The sequence below is a fragment of the Paenibacillus marchantiae genome (assembly GCF_028771845.1).
Taxonomy (GTDB): Bacteria; Bacillota; Bacilli; order Paenibacillales; family Paenibacillaceae; genus Paenibacillus; species Paenibacillus marchantiae.
Window position 1 is genome coordinate 5302537 of sequence record NZ_CP118270.1, and the last position, 15753, is coordinate 5318289.

Consider the following 15753-nt stretch of genomic DNA (forward strand, 5'->3'; position numbering starts at 1 on the left):
AGATAGATGTTCATTATTGTATTAATGTAAATTTTAATCACACGTCAAAGTAATACTACAGTAATGAATAATATTCACTTTTCCCCCTGCAATCCATTCATGTCGAAAGGAGATGCTACGATGGACAGACCCTATACGATTTGTCATATGCTTAGTTCAATAGATGGCAAAATTATCGGCGATTTTCTGGAAGATGATCGGTCAACCTACTTCATTAAAGAGTATGAACGTATCCATGACCGCTACGAGTGTAATGCTTGGATGTGCGGACGAGTCACGATGCAAGAACATTTTGCACATGAATATATTCCTCCACCCAATCAAGAGAAGCAGTCCCCGATTCCTCGAACGGATTATGTTGCGCAACAAGACATTGGAACTTATGCCATCGCCGTAGATCCACACGGCAAATTGGCTTGGACCCATAACTATATATCCGACGAGAATGGCAACAGAACAAAGGATCACATTATTGAGGTGCTGACTGAACAAGTGCCCGATGCTTATCTCGCATATCTACAGGAATTGGGCATCTCTTATATCTTTGGTGGAACGAAAGAGCTTAATGTTGTGACGGTTGTAAAAAAACTGAAAGCATTGTTCTCCATCGATCGATTATTGCTTGAAGGCGGCGGTGTCTTAAATGGTTCTTTCCTGAATGAAGGTTTGATCGATGAGTTAAGTCTCGTATTCGTTCCTTTTGCAGAGGCAAGCTCTCCGGCTTTGACCATCTTTGAGAAGGGTTCAAGTTCCAAAGAAACCTTCCCCGTTCATTTTGAATTGATAAGAGTCGAACAAATGGAACATAACGGATTGTGGATGACTTATCGAGTAGAAGGAAATTCTAAATAACTCTCAACCGAATTACGAATGGAGGATCACATAGCTATGGAAAAAAAACAAACTGCTGGAAGAGATATATTAGGTGAGTTTGCCCCGAAATTTGCAGAGTTGAATGATGATATTCTGTTTGGCCAGGTATGGTCAAGAGTAGAAGAATTATCTAGTCGTGATCGCAGTATGATTACCGTCTCTGCACTTATTGCCGGTGGAAATTTCGAACAATTAACCCCACACCTTCACAAAGCAAAGGAAAATGGAGTAACTCGTAATGAAGTGTCTGAAATGATTACTCATCTTTCCTTCTATGTGGGCTGGCCGAAGGCATGGTCTGCGTTCAATATTGCAAAAGATATTTATAAATAAAAAAGAAAGTAGGGAACCATTATGACAAACGAACATTTGAGTAACAGCACCATCTTCCCACTCGGAAAGAAAGTAGAAGCCAATTTTATTGGAGATGCGTATCTGGAGATGGTCTTTACAGATGAAACTCCACTTAACACTAGCATTGGAAATGTCACTTTCGCGCCAGGAGCACGCAATAATTGGCATTCGCATGCTGTAGGTCAAGTGTTACTTGTTACAGGTGGTGAAGGCTGGTACCAGGAAGAAGGTAAACCCGCACGATTGCTTAAAACCGGAGATGTTGTAAATATTCCTCCTAACGCGAAGCACTGGCATGGGGCAACAGCCGATAGTTGGTTTGTGCATTTGGCTATGACACCTGGACAAACCGAATGGTTAGAACCTGTGAATGATGAGTGGTACAACGCGCTCTAAGGAAAGAATCTGATCCAAATGAAAGGAATGAACTGAATATGTCTAATATTGAGGGTAAAGTTATAATTCTTACGGGAGCATCCAGTGGAATTGGAGAAGCTACCGCGAAAGTTCTTGCTTCAAAAGGTGCCAAACTGGTATTAGCAGCTCGTCGGGAAGAGCGTTTAGTACAATTACAAAAAGAAATTCAGAACAATGGCGGTCACGCTATTATCAAACCAACAGATGTGACTTCGCAAACTCAAATGGAAGACTTGGCTAAGTATGCACTAAGCGAATTTGGTAAAATCGATGTTCTAATCAACAATGCAGGAATCATGCCTCAAGCCTTTCTTTTCAAGAAAAAAATTGATGAATGGGACAACATGATCGATGTAAACATTAAAGGTGTCCTCTATGCTATTGCAGCGGTTCTTCCGTCCATGAGAGAACAGAAATCAGGTCATATTTTGAACCTTTCCTCTGTTGCTGGACATAACATATATCCGGGTGGAACTGTATACTGTGGAACAAAGCATGCCGTTACAGCAATCTCCGAAGGGTTGCGTCAGGAAGAAGCCATGAGCGGCACCAATATCAGAGTCACCAATATTTCTCCAGGCGCTGTCACCAGCGAGTTAGTGGAAACGACAAGTGATCCTGAGTCCAAAGCAGGTTTAGATGAGTTCTACAAATCCGCTATTGATGCCGATAACATCGCACGTGCAATCGCATTTGCAATTGAGCAACCATCGGATGTCGCAATTAACGAAATGATCATTCGCCCAACGGTTCAAGTCGGTTAATGGTATTGATTTACTCAAAAAAGGAACGAATGCAAGCTTCTTATCGAGGCTGCTTCGTTCCTTTTTTATAGTATACACTTACAATTTTCGAGCTGTCACCATAGGCTGGTAATAACCTGTGTCCGCAGGGAAATGCCACTCTACATCCATAAAACCAGTCGCCCTTAATACGTTGTTCATCTCTTCTCGCAACAATGCTCTGTACGGTGTGCTATTATGTTTTGTTTTCCATTCACCATTCATTTCTTGCACAATAAATTGGTTTGTCGTATACGTTTTCCCATCTTCGGCCCAGTCCCATACCTGAAAAACAACCCTCTTCCCCTTATCTAAAACACGCGGCTGCGTGGTTGATGGTCTCTCTTTTACCAATGCATCATAGTCTCTTATAGTAGCAATGAACAAGCCATTCCGATTAAGCTTTGTATATATATTTTGAAAGGCCTTATGTAAATCTCCGTCTGTAAGTGATGTGGAATAGCATTGTCTGCGGATAGAACGATATCAAAAACTCCCGTTAGATCTGTATCCAACGAGCGAAAGTCGGCTACCCCAAAGTTTATGTTAACTCCGCGAGATGCGGCTTCTTTCTCAGCTCTTTTTACGGAATCAGGACTTACGTCAGTCGCACTTACGTTATACCCGTATTTCGCCAGTCCGATTGCTTGTGTACCTATACCACATGAACAATCCAAAAGTGAAAGGGTCTGGGTAGTAGAATGAGTCAACTTGGATTGGATGACTTGGTCGAGAATTTGCGCTTGCTGTAAAATGGATTGATTCCAATCCCCCTCAAATGGTCATATTTCATGCTCATTACATTACCATACTTGGAACGATTCTGCCCGTTAGTTAAGATGCCTTTTTTTTGATTATATTCAGAAGTCCAAGCATACTAGTAACCTTTGAATATATTATCCTATCCCACTCATTAGGAGGTAGATTCAATGACAACTTTTCTTGATGCAAGAACATCGCAAAACGCAAGTTTGGCTAACTCGATTGCTATTCCGATTCTGGTAATCAACGCGCCGCAATTGTTTGGACAAATTGGTCTTCAAACAGCAGGTGCAGGTACTAACCCTAGAGTTCAATTTAAAGGAACGGTTTCTGTACAATTACCATTAGCTCTTGTCGGAATAACGATCACCATTGTAAGAGGTACCTTGTCGACTGACCCTGTAATTTACTCAGCAACTTCAACATTTGATTTGAGTCTTTTGGCTCCTCAAATCATTACGTTCTCTGCGGATGATTTCAATCCGCCAATTACCCCTCAATTGACATACACTGCATTCGTAAGCTCCAACTTGCTGGGTACGATCCGTGTAGGTCCTGAGAACTTTGATGGATTCGTCGTTTCAGACTAATACGACAGCTCCTCTTTCTAATCCTTTCACTCAGTCTCCTTCATCATAAAAGAAGAAAATCCAATCGCAATGTTATGAGCGATTGGATTTTCTAATTTCTAGGTATAGATCAAATGGTAAATGTCTTTACCCACAACTTTAAAACAATTTAAATTGTGCTAGTGTCAATTACGAATCTGTACTTCACATCAGAAGCTAATACACGTTTGTATGCTTCGTCAATTTGGTCAGCTGAAATGACTTCGATCATAGGAACAATACTATGTTCTGCACAGAAATCAAGCATTTCCTGAGTCTCACGGATGCCACCGATCATTGAACCAGCAAATGAACGACGGTGACCAATGAGGGACATCACATTTACTGCCAACGGCTCCCCAGGAGCACCCACATTAACCAACGTGCCATCCAGAGTGAGCAGTGAGAAGTATGCATTGATGTCGATATTTGCACTTACCGTGTTAATAATCAGATCAAAAGACCCGGCGAGTTTTTTGAACGTATCTGGTTCACTTGTGGCATAGTAATGATCTGCCCCGAATTGCAAACCATCCTCTTTTTTCTTCAATGATTGTGACAGAACAGTTACTTCTGCCCCCATGGCATGTGCAATTTTGACAGCCATATGACCCAGACCGCCCAGACCTACAACCGCTACTTTTTTACCTGGTCCCGCTCCCCAATGATTCAGCGGCGAGTATGTTGTAATACCTGCACATAGAAGAGGTGCAGCGACATCCAGCTCGATGTTATCCGGAATACGAACGATGAACTCCTCAGTTACGACGATGTGAGTGGAGTATCCACCTTGTGTAGGTTCGCCGTACTTATCAACACCCGCGTAGGTGGGAACATTTCCTTTGAGACAATACTGCTCTTCTCCTTGGCGGCAGTTCTCACATTCGCCACAGGAGTCAACCATGCATCCAACTCCTACTCGGTCACCAACTTTGTACTTTGAAACTTCGGCTCCCACATCTGTAACAATTCCTGCGATCTCATGTCCAGGTACGAGCGGATAGTTTACGGGGCCCCATTCGCCGTGAGCAGTATGGATGTCAGAATGGCAAATGCCGGCATATTTAATCTCGATCAGGACATCGTGCAAATCCAAATCGCGTCGTTTAATCTCAGCCGCCCGGAATGATTGGTGCGGACCGTCAACAGCTCGTGCTTTAGCAGTTATCATCATAAAACCTCCTAAGATTGTCATTCTTCCTTTTCTCTTGCAAAACTATCTTAATCCCTCTAGTTAACTCTAGGTCAAATGTCTTTTGAAATTTTGACATCCTGCAGCCTGCGTGGTAGAATCCCAAAAGATAATCCTAGAGTTAGCTCGAAGTCTATATTAGTACGAAAAGGGGAAAATAAATGACGTATTCAATTAGCGAGGTTGCTAAAGAATTGAATCTAACCGTATATACATTGCGCTACTATGACAAGGAAGGACTCATGCCCTTTGTAGAGCGTACCCCTGGCGGAGCACGAAACTTCAAAGAATCAGACATCGATTTTTTAAAGATCATTCAATGTCTGAAAGCTACCGGGATGCCGATCAAGGATATCAAAGATTTTATTGCATGGTGTTCCGAGGGGGACTCCACCTTGCAGGAGCGATATGACATGTTCACCGAACGCAAGGCCAGTGTAGAAGCGCAAATGGAAGAACTTAGAAAGACCATGGAAGTTATTGAACATAAACGTGCATATTACAGGACTGCTCTCGATGCTGGAACGGAAGAGATTCATCAAAGCAAGAGAATGGGAAATTTCATTGCTAACTAATTACGTTATATTTAACTCACAAAAAAAAGAGCCTAAACGTCTATAGACGTTTAGGCTCTTTTTGCTCAATCCACTTCAGCAATGACGTTTTCTTGTTAATAACCCATATCCTTTAATATTTTGGATAATGTGCGCAAACGCTCGCCAATCATTTCATCGTCATCACTCAGAGCTTGGCTGAACAGCTTAATATCTTCATTTATTCTCTCATTGTCCGTACAGATCTCCACGGACATTGCATCCCCTTGCAGGCCAACACGATCGATGACAGGCTGCTCTGGGTCATATAAATTCTCATATCTATAGGCCTCGCGAAAATGTTCCAAAGACCGACAGATCAGAATGGACAAATCCAGCACGCGATGGAGAGGCAGTTCCTCAGATTGTCTGGACCACTTTTCTCCAGTGTATCTCCATACTTTCGCTGAAATATCAACCTTTCCTCTATCGTTCCACTGGGCCAATCCCAGGGAAAGACCTTTTGCGTCCGTGTTTCCGGCCATTCGGCCATCAACCTTTTCATAATTATCCGAGACGATAACAGGTTTATGTTTTAACGTTGTAGGTATTTTCAATTACATTCCCTCATTCCGTTTACCTTTTTACTAATTTACTAAACGACGGTTTCATCTTATCTTGATTTTCACTGTTAGTCAAATTCGTTTCCTGTTACATTATTTTAATTCTGTGGAGGTCTATTATAGCCCTTGTCTCCGTAAGGTTGTAACTTCTGAAGCCACGGCTTCAGGATTTGTTTTTGTTCCCAACGTATATCCGTCACCTTGTCGATGTCCTTCTGTTCCAGTACCTCATAAGTGAATGCGTCTTCTCCGAACTCTCTCCACTCTTTTTGTAACTCGGCATTTGCAAATCTTCCTTGATCCAGTTGCATCTGCAGCGTAAACCATTTGTTTTTCAAGTTGGGATAGCTGTCGATATAGATTTTACCGTTTACTTTGTTTTTAATTTGGGCTACACCCATATACGTCTTGATCTGCTTATATTCCTCCAGCAGCTCCCTGCGCTTGTTCATATCCATGTGTCTCTCTCCTTATCGTTTCGATTCCCTTTCCGTCATGATGATGGAGTTTCTTCAGCTTTACTTCTCCTTTCAATGACTATAGGCAGCAATAGTAGCGCACCAATAATCACAAAAACACCACTCGCTATAAATACACTTAGCAGGGAAAACGTATCCTTGAGATATCCGGAAGTAAGCATGCCAATCACCATCATTCCCATAAAAATCGGCATGATCGCTCCAGATACCCGGCCAATAAATGCCCCTTCCGTATTCCGCACAAGAAGCGTCTGAATTCCCCCCTGAATACACGGGAAGAACAAACCGCTGATGACGAGCAGAATAATGGTTAACCAAATTTGTGTTGATGCGCCCATTCCAACCGTACAGATCGCACTGACAAGTAAGCCGACTAAAAGCAATAACTGTGGCTTTACTTTTTTAGCGATCGCCATGATCACAGCACCTCCGACCAACATGGCCGCCCCATTCGCCATCACCAGCCATTGTAAGAACTCTTTGTCCTGACCCAAATTTTCAATGACAAGAAAGAGCTGAAGCGGTTGAGTTAGTCCTGATGCCAAACCAACTGCCGAGAAGGTTAATCCAAGTGTTCTTAAGGATTTATTCGCCCCGATATAACGCAGGCCATCCGTGAGCTCTTTAAGGAAGCCGCCACTATTACCTGATTTCTCCTCCTCTACATCTCGGGGAAGCGATAATAATACGAGCGAAGAGCCCAGAAACATAACTGCTGTCAGGATGAGGGATACGTTAATGCCAAACTTAATGAAAATAAACGTGCCGATGACCGGCCCCAAAACCATAAAAACAGCAACAAGCGTTTGCGACATGGCCATGACACCCTGCAATTGTTCGGCTGGTACATGCCGTTTGTACAGTTTCATCGCCGAAGGCTGAGAAAACTGTGACAAGCTGGCAGAAACGAATGATCCAATCAGAAGTGCAATCCAGCCACCATTCATGACCGCAAGCAATACAACACCAACGGACAAACCTGAGAATAAATCGCTCCATACCATTGTTTTTTTCGGCCGCCATCGGTCGGCAAAGGTACCGCCAATCAGGCCAAATATAAAGATCGGTGAGAATTCCGCTACCGAAATCAGTGAAATATCAACGGGATTATTATGCGTCAATTCTGAAACATAAAGAAGAACGGCATAATTCCGGATCCAGATTCCGAGCTGCAATAGAACTCGGGAAAGGATAATTGTTCGAACATATGGATTGGCAAACATTTTAATACCCCATATCCTTTAAGATTTTTGCTAACGCGCGCAGCCGTTCCCTATTCATTCCATCATAAAGCAACGGCTTCTTTCATTTTCCCCCTCCTCTCCATCAACTTTTTATTTAGTAATTTACTAAATTACTAATTTACTAAATCACGGTTTCATTCTATACAGAATATCTTCCTTCGTCAATCGTTTTTTGAATGCTTCCTTTTCACTTCTGTTTTTTGAACAATAAAATGATGGATGGGAAAAAGGTGCTGTTCATCTCATTTCTACTGTAATTTTTGGGCAAGAAATGTATCCAAAAAAACAAAAAAGCCGCTAAAATTAGCGGCTTTCCGTGCTCGAACATGTATGATTATGTCGTTTCAATTTGCTACCTCAATGAAAATTCACACTTATGGAGCGAAGAAGCAGCCTTCAGGATTTACTAATTAGTACTTGGAATCGAGTAGTCTACTATAGGAGCGGTGGCTGCTTCCGGTTTCAATTGAATGGATCGCTGGCAGATCGCTGTGATCCCAAAAGCCATCAGAGCTAGGATCACAGCTACTGGTGGTACCCACTTCACACCGCCTAAACTGACAGCAAGTCCGCCAACTCCGGAACCGATCGCTATCCCCACATTTGCCGCCACGGGCAGCAGCGTGGACGCGAACGGTCTGGAATTCGGCGCGATCGCTCCGGAGACGTCGAACAGATAGAGCTGGGACGCTGCGCTCATGGATGATGACAGGCAACCGATCAGGAACAGGAACGCCAAGCCCAGCCACAGATGAGACACAGTGAAGCTGAGTCCCAAAAAGATTGCAGCTTGAATGACGAAAAGCCACTTGAGCTTGGGCAAGAAATCTCCTTTGGCTATTTTGGCACCAATCCAATTGCTTAGTATGCTGCAGGCACCGTATATGAGGAGTACAGCGCTAATCCAACGTGTAGGTATACCCATGGACTGTCCCAGTAACGGAGTGATATACGTAAAGATCACAAAAATACAACTGTTTCCAAGAACCGGAATCAAGCAGGCCAGCAATATACGCGGCTTCATAAATAGCGCCATCTGATCACTGAATGAACCGGCAATGGTCGTAGTTTGTCGCGGAAGAATCCGGAACATGAATATGAATGGCACGACCCCGATGCATGCTGTAACAACAAACGTCATGGACCAGTTCAGATGCTGTCCAATGAAGGTTCCGAGCGGGACGCCAAGCACATTGGCAATGGAAAAGCCACCCAGTATCCAGGCGATCGCTTCCCCTCTCCGTTCCCGGTTAACTGCGTCGCTTGCAATCGAGACCGAAAGCGATATCGTAAGTCCGCATGCAACAGCTGAAGCGATCCGAATAACCATCAAGGAATAGAACGTCGTTGAGAACATGGTAAGTACGTTTAAGGCAAGCACGACTGCAAACCCAATTAAAATGGAGTTTCTTCGAGGAATTTTGGCCAAGAAAGCAACAGCAAACGGTGTTCCGATCGCATAGGCAATGGCGAAGCCCGATACGAGCGCACCTGCGGCAGCCAGCGATACTTTCATATAGGTTTCGATTTCCTTCAATACGCCTACAATCACGTATTCGGTTGTTCCCAACACAAAGCTAACTAAGGTAAGTGTTAAAATAAGTAAATTTTCTCTTTTTCTAGTCAAAAATAAGCCCTCACAATTCTCTCTAATGTTGCAAGCGTTTCATTTTCTTAAATAGATTCCATTGTTAACAAATTTTGCTTTCACATCCCTTCAATTCGATATATAGTACATATTATTGAATAGTGAAATTGTACTGTTAGACATGCTAGGCGACAATCAAGGTTGTTGTGATCTTCATCAAAAACATTATGTATGTTGTCATTTCACCACAGAATCTTGAAGGGAAGACATTAATGAATACACGCCATGAGCCCCACCGACTACATGAAGATCAAGATTGCATTATTATTTATGTAGGGAAGTTGGCAGACAATCCGCATTGGAGTTTTCCGACCCACAAACATGACGATTTGCATGAGATTATTTACGTTAATGAGGGTCAGGGTTCGTTCACGATTGATGGGACAAAGCACTCAGCCCAAAAGGGAGATCTTCTTGTATATAACAAAGGAACACTTCACGAGGAAAAATCCGACCCGGAATTCCCTTTATCCACCTTTTATTGCGGCTTTCGTTTCAAAGAGGGTACCCGTGCCAACAACGATTGGATTATTCCTCCCGGTAGCGAGCCAGTTGTTCGTGCCAATCGTTATTCGGAAGAGATCCGTTCGTTAATGCAGACCATGTTCAATGAATTTTCAATCCGGGAAGAAGGATATGACTCTATTTCCCATCATCTGCTGAATGCCGTTCTGCTCATTATCGATCGCATGTCTCACCATCAGCGCACAGCAAGTGAGATCATTCGGAATAATACCCTCGCTGAAAGCATCAAAGACTATTTGGATACGAACTATCGTCAAAATATTAAGCTGAAGGACTTGGCGGACCAATTCCATATCGACTTCTACTACTTGATCCATATGTATAAAAATTGCTACGGTACCTCCCCCTATCATTACCTCATTCAGCGAAGAATGGGAGAAGCGACCCGATTGTTGGTTTCGACCAAGAAAAAAGTATGGGAAATCTCCAAGTTGGTCGGGTACGAGAACCCAAACTACTTTACAATTTTATTTACCAAAACGGTAGGTGAATCTCCGAGAAGTTTCCGCAAAAGATATCAAAAGGACATGTTTGGGGACCCTTCCAACTAAAAAAACAGGTAGCCCGAGGGCTACCTGTCCTGTCATACGTCAAGAAGAGACTATGTCCATGTTTACCGGCAAGTTCTTTTATATGCCGCTTATGTTTTATACTTGACCCACTTCGCTAGGGGCTTCGTCTGGTTCAACGTGAACATGAACAGTGTACACATCATGTTCTCTTAACAATTCGTCTTCTACATTTGTTGAAATATCATGAGCTTTCTGAAGATCCAAATCCGATCGTACAAGAATTACCACATCGACAACGGCATTATTACCGTAATTCCGGGCTCTTAAGTCTTTAACCGCCTCAACGCCATCTACATTGGCAATTGTACTCCTGTATTCCTTGATGAGCTCTTCATCAAATCCATCTGTAAGATGGTGTGTTGCTTCACGAAAAATGTCCCAAGCGGTTTTACATATTAGAAAGCCCACTGCTACAGCTGTTAATGGGTCGAGCCATGGCAGGCCGAATTGGGAACCAATAATCCCTATTACTGTCCCTATACTAACCCAGGCATCCGAGATATTGTCTTTTGCAGCTGCCATAACCGCCTGGCTCTTGATCTTCAAAGCAAGTCTTTTGTTATATCTGTAAACCAGATACATCACAGCGGCACAGAAAATGCCTGTCCATGCTGCGATGATGTCTGGAGATTCGCTTTTCCCCTGGAATACGGATGTAATAGCTTCGTATAACACTTGAATCCCTACTGCCATCATTATAAAAGAAGCAACCAGTGAGGCAACGGTCTCTGCTTTCCAGTGTCCGTATGTATGATCTTTATCAGCTGGACGCTGAGCAAGTCTCAGACCGATAAGAACCGCGATCGAAGCTATAATATCGGTAGCATTGTTTAACCCATCGGCTTTCAAAGCCTCAGAATTAGACATATAACCGATCATCATTTTAATTGCAGTCAAACAAATATAAGCAATAATACTGATGATTGCTCCCTTTTCACCCAATTTTAAGTTGTCGTACTTTATTTGCTCCACGAAAAGTAATCCCCCTGATTCCAACTGTTTTCTAGCACTTTACGATGGTATCATCACGGTGTTGTGTGGGTCTAGAGAAACGTTTTGAACCAAGTAAAACAATGTCTGTACAACGAAAGAGTTTGACCTCGGCCAAAAAAAGTTGCGATAAGTAAACTTTTAGATATTGTGAATCGCCCCCCTTATCCACTCACAATTCTCCTCTTCACTTCGGTCTGCCCTACCTTTTCCGCCATATTGCTTGACTCTGGTATCGTACCAGGGTTTATTGTTGGTTTATAACAAATATGGCTTTACAAATCAGGAGTGGATTAAGTTGATGTTACAAAAACGGTTTGACCAAGTGTTTGAAATTATGAAGCAGTCGTTTCCCGAAGCTGAATATCGGGAATATTCAGAACAGAAGAAGTTGCTTTCCCATTCATGCTACCGCCTTCTTACAGAGGAAAATGAACAGAATGAAGTGACTGGCTTTCTCGCAGGCTGGGAGTTCGAGTCGTTCAAATATATAGAGCATTTGGCTGTTTCCCCGAACATTCGTGGAGGCGGCATAGGCAAGCGGTTAATGGAACGTTACATGAAGCAGACCGCCAAGCCGGTTATATTGGAAGTTGAATTGCCAGAAGATGAGATGAAGCGGAGAAGGATCGGATTTTACGAGCGTCTGGGATTCTGCTTGGGAGATCATTCTTATGTTCAGCCGCCTCTTCGTGCTGTCGGGCAGGAAACCCTCTCATTACAGATCATGAGTTATCCAGCAAAGTTGAACCCAACACAATTTGAAATGGTGAAAAAAATGCTGTATAAGGAAGTGTATGGCGCGCCTTCAGCATACGCGCACGCATCTAATAATTAAGTGTAAACGAGGAAGAAAACCGATGAAAAACGATTATAAAATCAATGAAATTTCGAAGCTTTACGGAATAGGTGTTGACGCGCTGCGTTATTACGAAAAATTAGGGTTGCTGGTGCCTCGGCGAGACGGAAACGGGTATCGTCTGTATAGCCTTCAAGATATGTATAAACTGAATATCATCCGGGACCTGCGCCAGTTGGATTTTACCATGCAACAGATCAAAGCTTATTTGGATCAGCAAAGTGTCGAAAATACGCTTGAATTGTTATTGACTGAACAGGAACTGATTAAGGAACAAATTGCAAAGCTTAAAACTACGCAGCGTATTATTCAGGGCAGAATCAAGGTATTGACTGACGCAAGCAAAATTCAGACAGGAGTTTTCTCTATCAAAACGTATCCCGACCGGCCGTGTCTGCAACTCAATACACGCATAACTAGGGATGAGGAGATGGATTATGCCATTAAGAAGCTGCATCAAAAACATAAAAGTCACATTCCGGACTTTGGAAACCAATTATATGGTGCATCCGTGTCCCTTGAGGAACTAAAGCATGGTGTGAGGGATGTTTTTAACTCCGTCTTCTTTATCTTTAATCCTGACGAAGCCGGAAAGATCGATTACGATTACAACCTGCCAGCTGGTGAGTATCTATCCCTTTTTTATCGGGGTAACTACCGTCAAAGTTATAAAAAAATGCTTGAGGTCGTTGCACATGCCAACGAAAAAGGGCTCCGTGTAATGGGTGATCCTTTTGAGATTTATGAAATTGATAATCGTGATACGATCATTACCGAGCAATTTCTGACTGAAATACAGTTGAGGATTTGCAAAGAATGATAAATTTCAAAGGGTAGAAATTATTGAAGTTATTGGATCGAACTTGACACAATAACTTCTACCTTAAAACAAAAAAAAGCCGCTATATTAGCGACTTTTTGTATGTTATATGCTTTTCTATGCGACAGTAACTCATACTCATTTTAGTGATTAGTGAATATCTTTCTTTTTGAAATTTCCGCCCTTAACTTCGGCTACATCGTAAACTACAATAAAAGCATTGGGATCAATTTCGTGAATGATATCCTTGATTTTGCTTTCCTCCATACGGTTGATTACACAGGTAATTTCTTTAAATTGTTCATTGGTATACCCGCCGTAAGCATCGGTATAAGTTGCTCCACGACCTAACCGGTCACGAATGGTTTCGACCATGATCTCCGGTTGATTGGTGATAATTTTAAAGGTTTTGGAGCCGCTCAAACCTTCTTCAACAATATGTATCACTTTGGAAGCGATGTAATAAGCAAGTGCGGACAGGATCGCCCCTTGAAGACCAAATACAGTTGACACGACAATAAAGACAAACATGTTCAAGAATAAGATTAGATCACTGGTTCCAAAAGGTAATTTTCGTGAAAGCAGGACAGCCAACATATCGATTCCATCCAATGCCCCACCATTACGCAACGCCAAACCCATACCAAAACCGATGATAATCCCGCCCACAACGGTAATTAACAATGTATCCCCTTGAATAATCGTGGGTACATGGTGCATAAGGCTTGTACCCACAGCTAGCGAGGCTATACCGATAATGGAATAAATAGCAAAGCTCTTACCTATTTGTTTGTAGCCTAACCATACAAATGGAATGTTGATGATACCAATCAGCATCCCTAACGGTAAACCAAACAGTTGTGAGCCAACGATACTAAGACCTGTCACACCACCGTCTGATACATTATTTGGAATTAATACAGCTTCCAGGCCATATGAGGTGATAAAAGCCCCAATCATAATCAATAAAACTTTGGAGATGATTTTCAGTTTGTTCGATTTTTGCACGTTCCTTTGATTCATTCCTTTTCCCCCTTGATGAACAACCATAAAAAATAGTCTATAACAAAATTCACTATTTTGGCAATAGATCGTCATATATGTAACCACTGAATTCGCTCTGCTCGTTTCTTCGATCAGATTACATTATTTCCCGATTAATGCTCGATATGCCGTAATTTTATTCTCCAGCATCTGATCTGCTGAGTGAAGTGTGTGCATCTGCTGTTGAATCGCCTCTTTGTGCTCTTCCAGCAATTTCAAACGCTCTGCAGCCGTATGCTCACCTTCCTGAAATAACGATGCGTACTTTTTGATGATAGCGATCGGCATTTGAGTCTCTTTTAGTTTGATTACAAATTGCAGCCATTTCAGGTGCGATTCGTTGTAGCGTCTGTCTCCACTAGCATCACGGAGCGGTACGATAATTTGCTCCTTCTCATAATAACGCAATGTGTGGGTACTGATACCGAGTAGTTCAGCCACTTCACCGATCGTGTGCATGGTGATCCTCCCTTCTATATTCCGCTTGACTTAGAGTAAGCTCTAATCAGTATAATCAACTCGTACTCATATCACAATAAATAATGAACCGAAAATCCAGGAGGAATATCCATGAAGTATACAGTGATTACCGGTGCCAGTTCGGGCATTGGCTATGAAGCAGCTTTGGCTTTTGCGGCTCGCGGCAAACATTTGATCCTGGCTGCACGCAGAACCGACGAATTGGAGAAGTTAAAATCAAAAGTAAGTGAAATTGATCCTGATCTGGACATTGTCATTCGCACGGTGGATCTGTCCATCGCTGCCAATGTCCATGCATTCTATGAAAGTCTCCATCATTACTCTATCGAGACATGGATTAACAACGCAGGGTTCGGAAATTTTGCTTCGGTTGGTGAACAACATCTACCTAAAATCGAACAAATGCTTCATCTGAATATAGAAGCATTAACCATTCTTTCTTCCCTGTATGTGCGTGATTATGCAGAGGTTGAGGGCACTCAGATCATTAACATCTCCTCTGGAGGTGGATATACGATCGTGCCGGATGCAGTAACCTACTGTGCAACAAAGTTCTATGTAAGTGCCTTTACGGAAGGGCTCGCACATGAATTAAAAGGCAAGCATGCTGCAATGCAAGCGAAAGTGCTCGCGCCCGCTGCAACGGAAACGGAATTTGCGGAACGTGCTTTTGATCTGGACCAGTTCAAATATGAGGGCCGTGTTCCCCAATTTCATACAGCAGAACAAATGGCTGGATTCTTGCTTGAATTATATGACAGCGAAAGCGTCGTCGGTATTGTAAATGGATTAACCTATGAGTTTGAATTGAAAGAACCGATCTTTCCGTATGCCGCCAGAGCAGCCTCGAAACCCAACGATTAATCATAAAAACAGCCGTTAACCCATCCTATGTGAAACGTCAAAAGGGAACCTGTGATCAGGTTCCCTTTTGCTCTTGCTATATCT

At 42.6% G+C, this 15753-nt stretch carries 20 protein-coding genes; 10 read left to right on the forward strand and 10 right to left on the reverse strand.

The features are described 5' to 3' along the window. Positions 1-120 precede the first annotated feature (120 nt). The 4 genes from PTQ21_RS23730 to PTQ21_RS23745 are packed head-to-tail and all read left to right on the forward strand — an operon-like array spanning position 121 to position 2408. A complete protein-coding gene (locus PTQ21_RS23730) occupies positions 121-852 on the forward strand; it encodes a RibD family protein (RefSeq protein ID WP_274567385.1) in 732 nt (243 codons plus the stop codon). 36 nt (positions 853-888) lie between these two features. Continuing rightward, positions 889-1206, forward strand: a complete 318-nt coding sequence (locus tag PTQ21_RS23735; protein ID WP_063562761.1) for a carboxymuconolactone decarboxylase family protein — start codon at positions 889-891, stop codon at positions 1204-1206. A gap of 21 nt (positions 1207-1227) precedes the next feature. Next, complete coding sequence (locus tag PTQ21_RS23740; protein ID WP_274567387.1) at positions 1228-1623, forward strand: cupin domain-containing protein; 396 nt, start codon at positions 1228-1230, stop codon at positions 1621-1623. A 38-nt stretch (positions 1624-1661) separates the two neighbouring features. After that, entirely contained in the window at positions 1662-2408 is a 747-nt protein-coding gene (locus PTQ21_RS23745; protein ID WP_063562763.1) for an SDR family oxidoreductase, read from the forward strand. Between the two features lie 78 nt (positions 2409-2486). Here PTQ21_RS23745 and PTQ21_RS23750 read toward each other — a convergent pair whose 3' ends face one another. Both PTQ21_RS23750 and PTQ21_RS23755 read right to left on the reverse strand, forming a co-directional pair. Next, positions 2487-2813, reverse strand: coding sequence for a hypothetical protein (locus PTQ21_RS23750; protein ID WP_274570596.1), 327 nt, complete (start codon positions 2811-2813; stop codon positions 2487-2489). Further along, on the reverse strand, positions 2795-3136 hold the full coding sequence (locus tag PTQ21_RS23755; protein WP_338020292.1) for a class I SAM-dependent methyltransferase: 342 nt from the start codon (positions 3134-3136) through the stop codon (positions 2795-2797). The genes PTQ21_RS23750 and PTQ21_RS23755 overlap by 19 nt, the downstream gene beginning before the upstream one ends. Positions 3137-3355: 219 nt before the next feature. Here PTQ21_RS23755 and PTQ21_RS23760 point away from each other — a divergent pair, with 219 nt between their 5' ends. After that, a complete protein-coding gene (locus PTQ21_RS23760) occupies positions 3356-3778 on the forward strand; it encodes a hypothetical protein (RefSeq protein WP_063562764.1) in 423 nt (140 codons plus the stop codon). A gap of 148 nt (positions 3779-3926) precedes the next feature. Here the strand turns inward: PTQ21_RS23760 and PTQ21_RS23765 are convergent, their stop codons facing one another. Continuing rightward, a complete protein-coding gene (locus PTQ21_RS23765) occupies positions 3927-4967 on the reverse strand; it encodes an NAD(P)-dependent alcohol dehydrogenase (protein ID WP_063562765.1) in 1041 nt (346 codons plus the stop codon). A gap of 182 nt (positions 4968-5149) precedes the next feature. Between PTQ21_RS23765 and PTQ21_RS23770 the strand changes: the two genes are divergently transcribed. After that, the gene (locus PTQ21_RS23770; protein ID WP_063562766.1) at positions 5150-5563 is read left to right on the forward strand and encodes a MerR family transcriptional regulator; all 414 of its coding nucleotides are present in this window, start codon (positions 5150-5152) and stop codon (positions 5561-5563) included. A 95-nt stretch (positions 5564-5658) separates the two neighbouring features. Here the strand turns inward: PTQ21_RS23770 and PTQ21_RS23775 are convergent, their stop codons facing one another. The 4 genes from PTQ21_RS23775 to PTQ21_RS23790 form a co-directional block, all read right to left on the reverse strand. After that, positions 5659-6138: a DUF6530 family protein gene (locus PTQ21_RS23775; protein WP_063562767.1), complete on the reverse strand. Its 480-nt coding sequence runs from the start codon at positions 6136-6138 to the stop codon at positions 5659-5661. Between the two features lie 104 nt (positions 6139-6242). Further along, on the reverse strand, positions 6243-6602 hold the full coding sequence (locus PTQ21_RS23780) for a GIY-YIG nuclease family protein (protein WP_064637265.1): 360 nt from the start codon (positions 6600-6602) through the stop codon (positions 6243-6245). Between the two features lie 35 nt (positions 6603-6637). Continuing rightward, entirely contained in the window at positions 6638-7846 is a 1209-nt protein-coding gene (locus PTQ21_RS23785; protein WP_079693880.1) for an MFS transporter, read from the reverse strand. Between the two features lie 427 nt (positions 7847-8273). Beyond that, positions 8274-9494, reverse strand: coding sequence for an MFS transporter (locus PTQ21_RS23790; protein WP_274567392.1), 1221 nt, complete (start codon positions 9492-9494; stop codon positions 8274-8276). Between the two features lie 233 nt (positions 9495-9727). On the opposite strand from PTQ21_RS23790, the gene PTQ21_RS23795 reads away from it, so the two are divergent. Further along, complete coding sequence (locus PTQ21_RS23795) at positions 9728-10591, forward strand: helix-turn-helix domain-containing protein (RefSeq protein WP_274567393.1); 864 nt, start codon at positions 9728-9730, stop codon at positions 10589-10591. Between the two features lie 96 nt (positions 10592-10687). Here the strand turns inward: PTQ21_RS23795 and PTQ21_RS23800 are convergent, their stop codons facing one another. Beyond that, positions 10688-11584 carry a cation diffusion facilitator family transporter gene (locus tag PTQ21_RS23800; protein ID WP_063562772.1) on the reverse strand — a complete coding sequence of 299 codons (897 nt, stop codon included), beginning with the start codon at positions 11582-11584 and terminating at the stop codon, positions 10688-10690. Between the two features lie 319 nt (positions 11585-11903). On the opposite strand from PTQ21_RS23800, the gene PTQ21_RS23805 reads away from it, so the two are divergent. After that, the gene (locus PTQ21_RS23805) at positions 11904-12440 is read left to right on the forward strand and encodes a GNAT family N-acetyltransferase (protein ID WP_205411986.1); all 537 of its coding nucleotides are present in this window, start codon (positions 11904-11906) and stop codon (positions 12438-12440) included. A 22-nt stretch (positions 12441-12462) separates the two neighbouring features. Next, complete coding sequence (locus PTQ21_RS23810; RefSeq protein ID WP_063562774.1) at positions 12463-13281, forward strand: MerR family transcriptional regulator; 819 nt, start codon at positions 12463-12465, stop codon at positions 13279-13281. 150 nt (positions 13282-13431) lie between these two features. On the opposite strand, the gene PTQ21_RS23815 is transcribed toward PTQ21_RS23810, so the two are convergent. Together PTQ21_RS23815 and PTQ21_RS23820 are read right to left on the reverse strand one after the other, a co-directional pair. Beyond that, complete coding sequence (locus tag PTQ21_RS23815) at positions 13432-14304, reverse strand: YitT family protein (RefSeq protein WP_063562775.1); 873 nt, start codon at positions 14302-14304, stop codon at positions 13432-13434. 123 nt (positions 14305-14427) lie between these two features. After that, entirely contained in the window at positions 14428-14784 is a 357-nt protein-coding gene (locus tag PTQ21_RS23820) for a MerR family transcriptional regulator (protein WP_063562776.1), read from the reverse strand. 111 nt (positions 14785-14895) lie between these two features. On the opposite strand from PTQ21_RS23820, the gene PTQ21_RS23825 reads away from it, so the two are divergent. After that, positions 14896-15669 carry an SDR family NAD(P)-dependent oxidoreductase gene (locus tag PTQ21_RS23825; protein WP_063562777.1) on the forward strand — a complete coding sequence of 258 codons (774 nt, stop codon included), beginning with the start codon at positions 14896-14898 and terminating at the stop codon, positions 15667-15669. Positions 15670-15753: the final 84 nt, after the last annotated feature.

Excerpts from the sequence above, each read along its gene's own strand:
- PTQ21_RS23740 (WP_274567387.1), top strand. The coding sequence starts at position 1,228 with ATGACAAACGAACATTTGAGTAACAGCACCATCTTCCCACTCGGAAAG.
- PTQ21_RS23785 (WP_079693880.1), bottom strand. The coding sequence starts at position 7,846 with ATGTTTGCCAATCCATATGTTCGAACAATTATCCTTTCCCGAGTTCTA.
- PTQ21_RS23825 (WP_063562777.1), top strand. The coding sequence starts at position 14,896 with ATGAAGTATACAGTGATTACCGGTGCCAGTTCGGGCATTGGCTATGAA.
- PTQ21_RS23815 (WP_063562775.1), bottom strand. The coding sequence starts at position 14,304 with ATGAATCAAAGGAACGTGCAAAAATCGAACAAACTGAAAATCATCTCC.
- PTQ21_RS23765 (WP_063562765.1), bottom strand. The coding sequence starts at position 4,967 with ATGATAACTGCTAAAGCACGAGCTGTTGACGGTCCGCACCAATCATTC.
- PTQ21_RS23805 (WP_205411986.1), top strand. The coding sequence starts at position 11,904 with ATGTTACAAAAACGGTTTGACCAAGTGTTTGAAATTATGAAGCAGTCG.
- PTQ21_RS23820 (WP_063562776.1), bottom strand. The coding sequence starts at position 14,784 with ATGCACACGATCGGTGAAGTGGCTGAACTACTCGGTATCAGTACCCAC.
- PTQ21_RS23745 (WP_063562763.1), top strand. The coding sequence starts at position 1,662 with ATGTCTAATATTGAGGGTAAAGTTATAATTCTTACGGGAGCATCCAGT.
- PTQ21_RS23735 (WP_063562761.1), top strand. The coding sequence starts at position 889 with ATGGAAAAAAAACAAACTGCTGGAAGAGATATATTAGGTGAGTTTGCC.
- PTQ21_RS23760 (WP_063562764.1), top strand. The coding sequence starts at position 3,356 with ATGACAACTTTTCTTGATGCAAGAACATCGCAAAACGCAAGTTTGGCT.
- PTQ21_RS23810 (WP_063562774.1), top strand. The coding sequence starts at position 12,463 with ATGAAAAACGATTATAAAATCAATGAAATTTCGAAGCTTTACGGAATA.
- PTQ21_RS23780 (WP_064637265.1), bottom strand. The coding sequence starts at position 6,602 with ATGGATATGAACAAGCGCAGGGAGCTGCTGGAGGAATATAAGCAGATC.
- PTQ21_RS23770 (WP_063562766.1), top strand. The coding sequence starts at position 5,150 with ATGACGTATTCAATTAGCGAGGTTGCTAAAGAATTGAATCTAACCGTA.
- PTQ21_RS23795 (WP_274567393.1), top strand. The coding sequence starts at position 9,728 with ATGAATACACGCCATGAGCCCCACCGACTACATGAAGATCAAGATTGC.
- PTQ21_RS23730 (WP_274567385.1), top strand. The coding sequence starts at position 121 with ATGGACAGACCCTATACGATTTGTCATATGCTTAGTTCAATAGATGGC.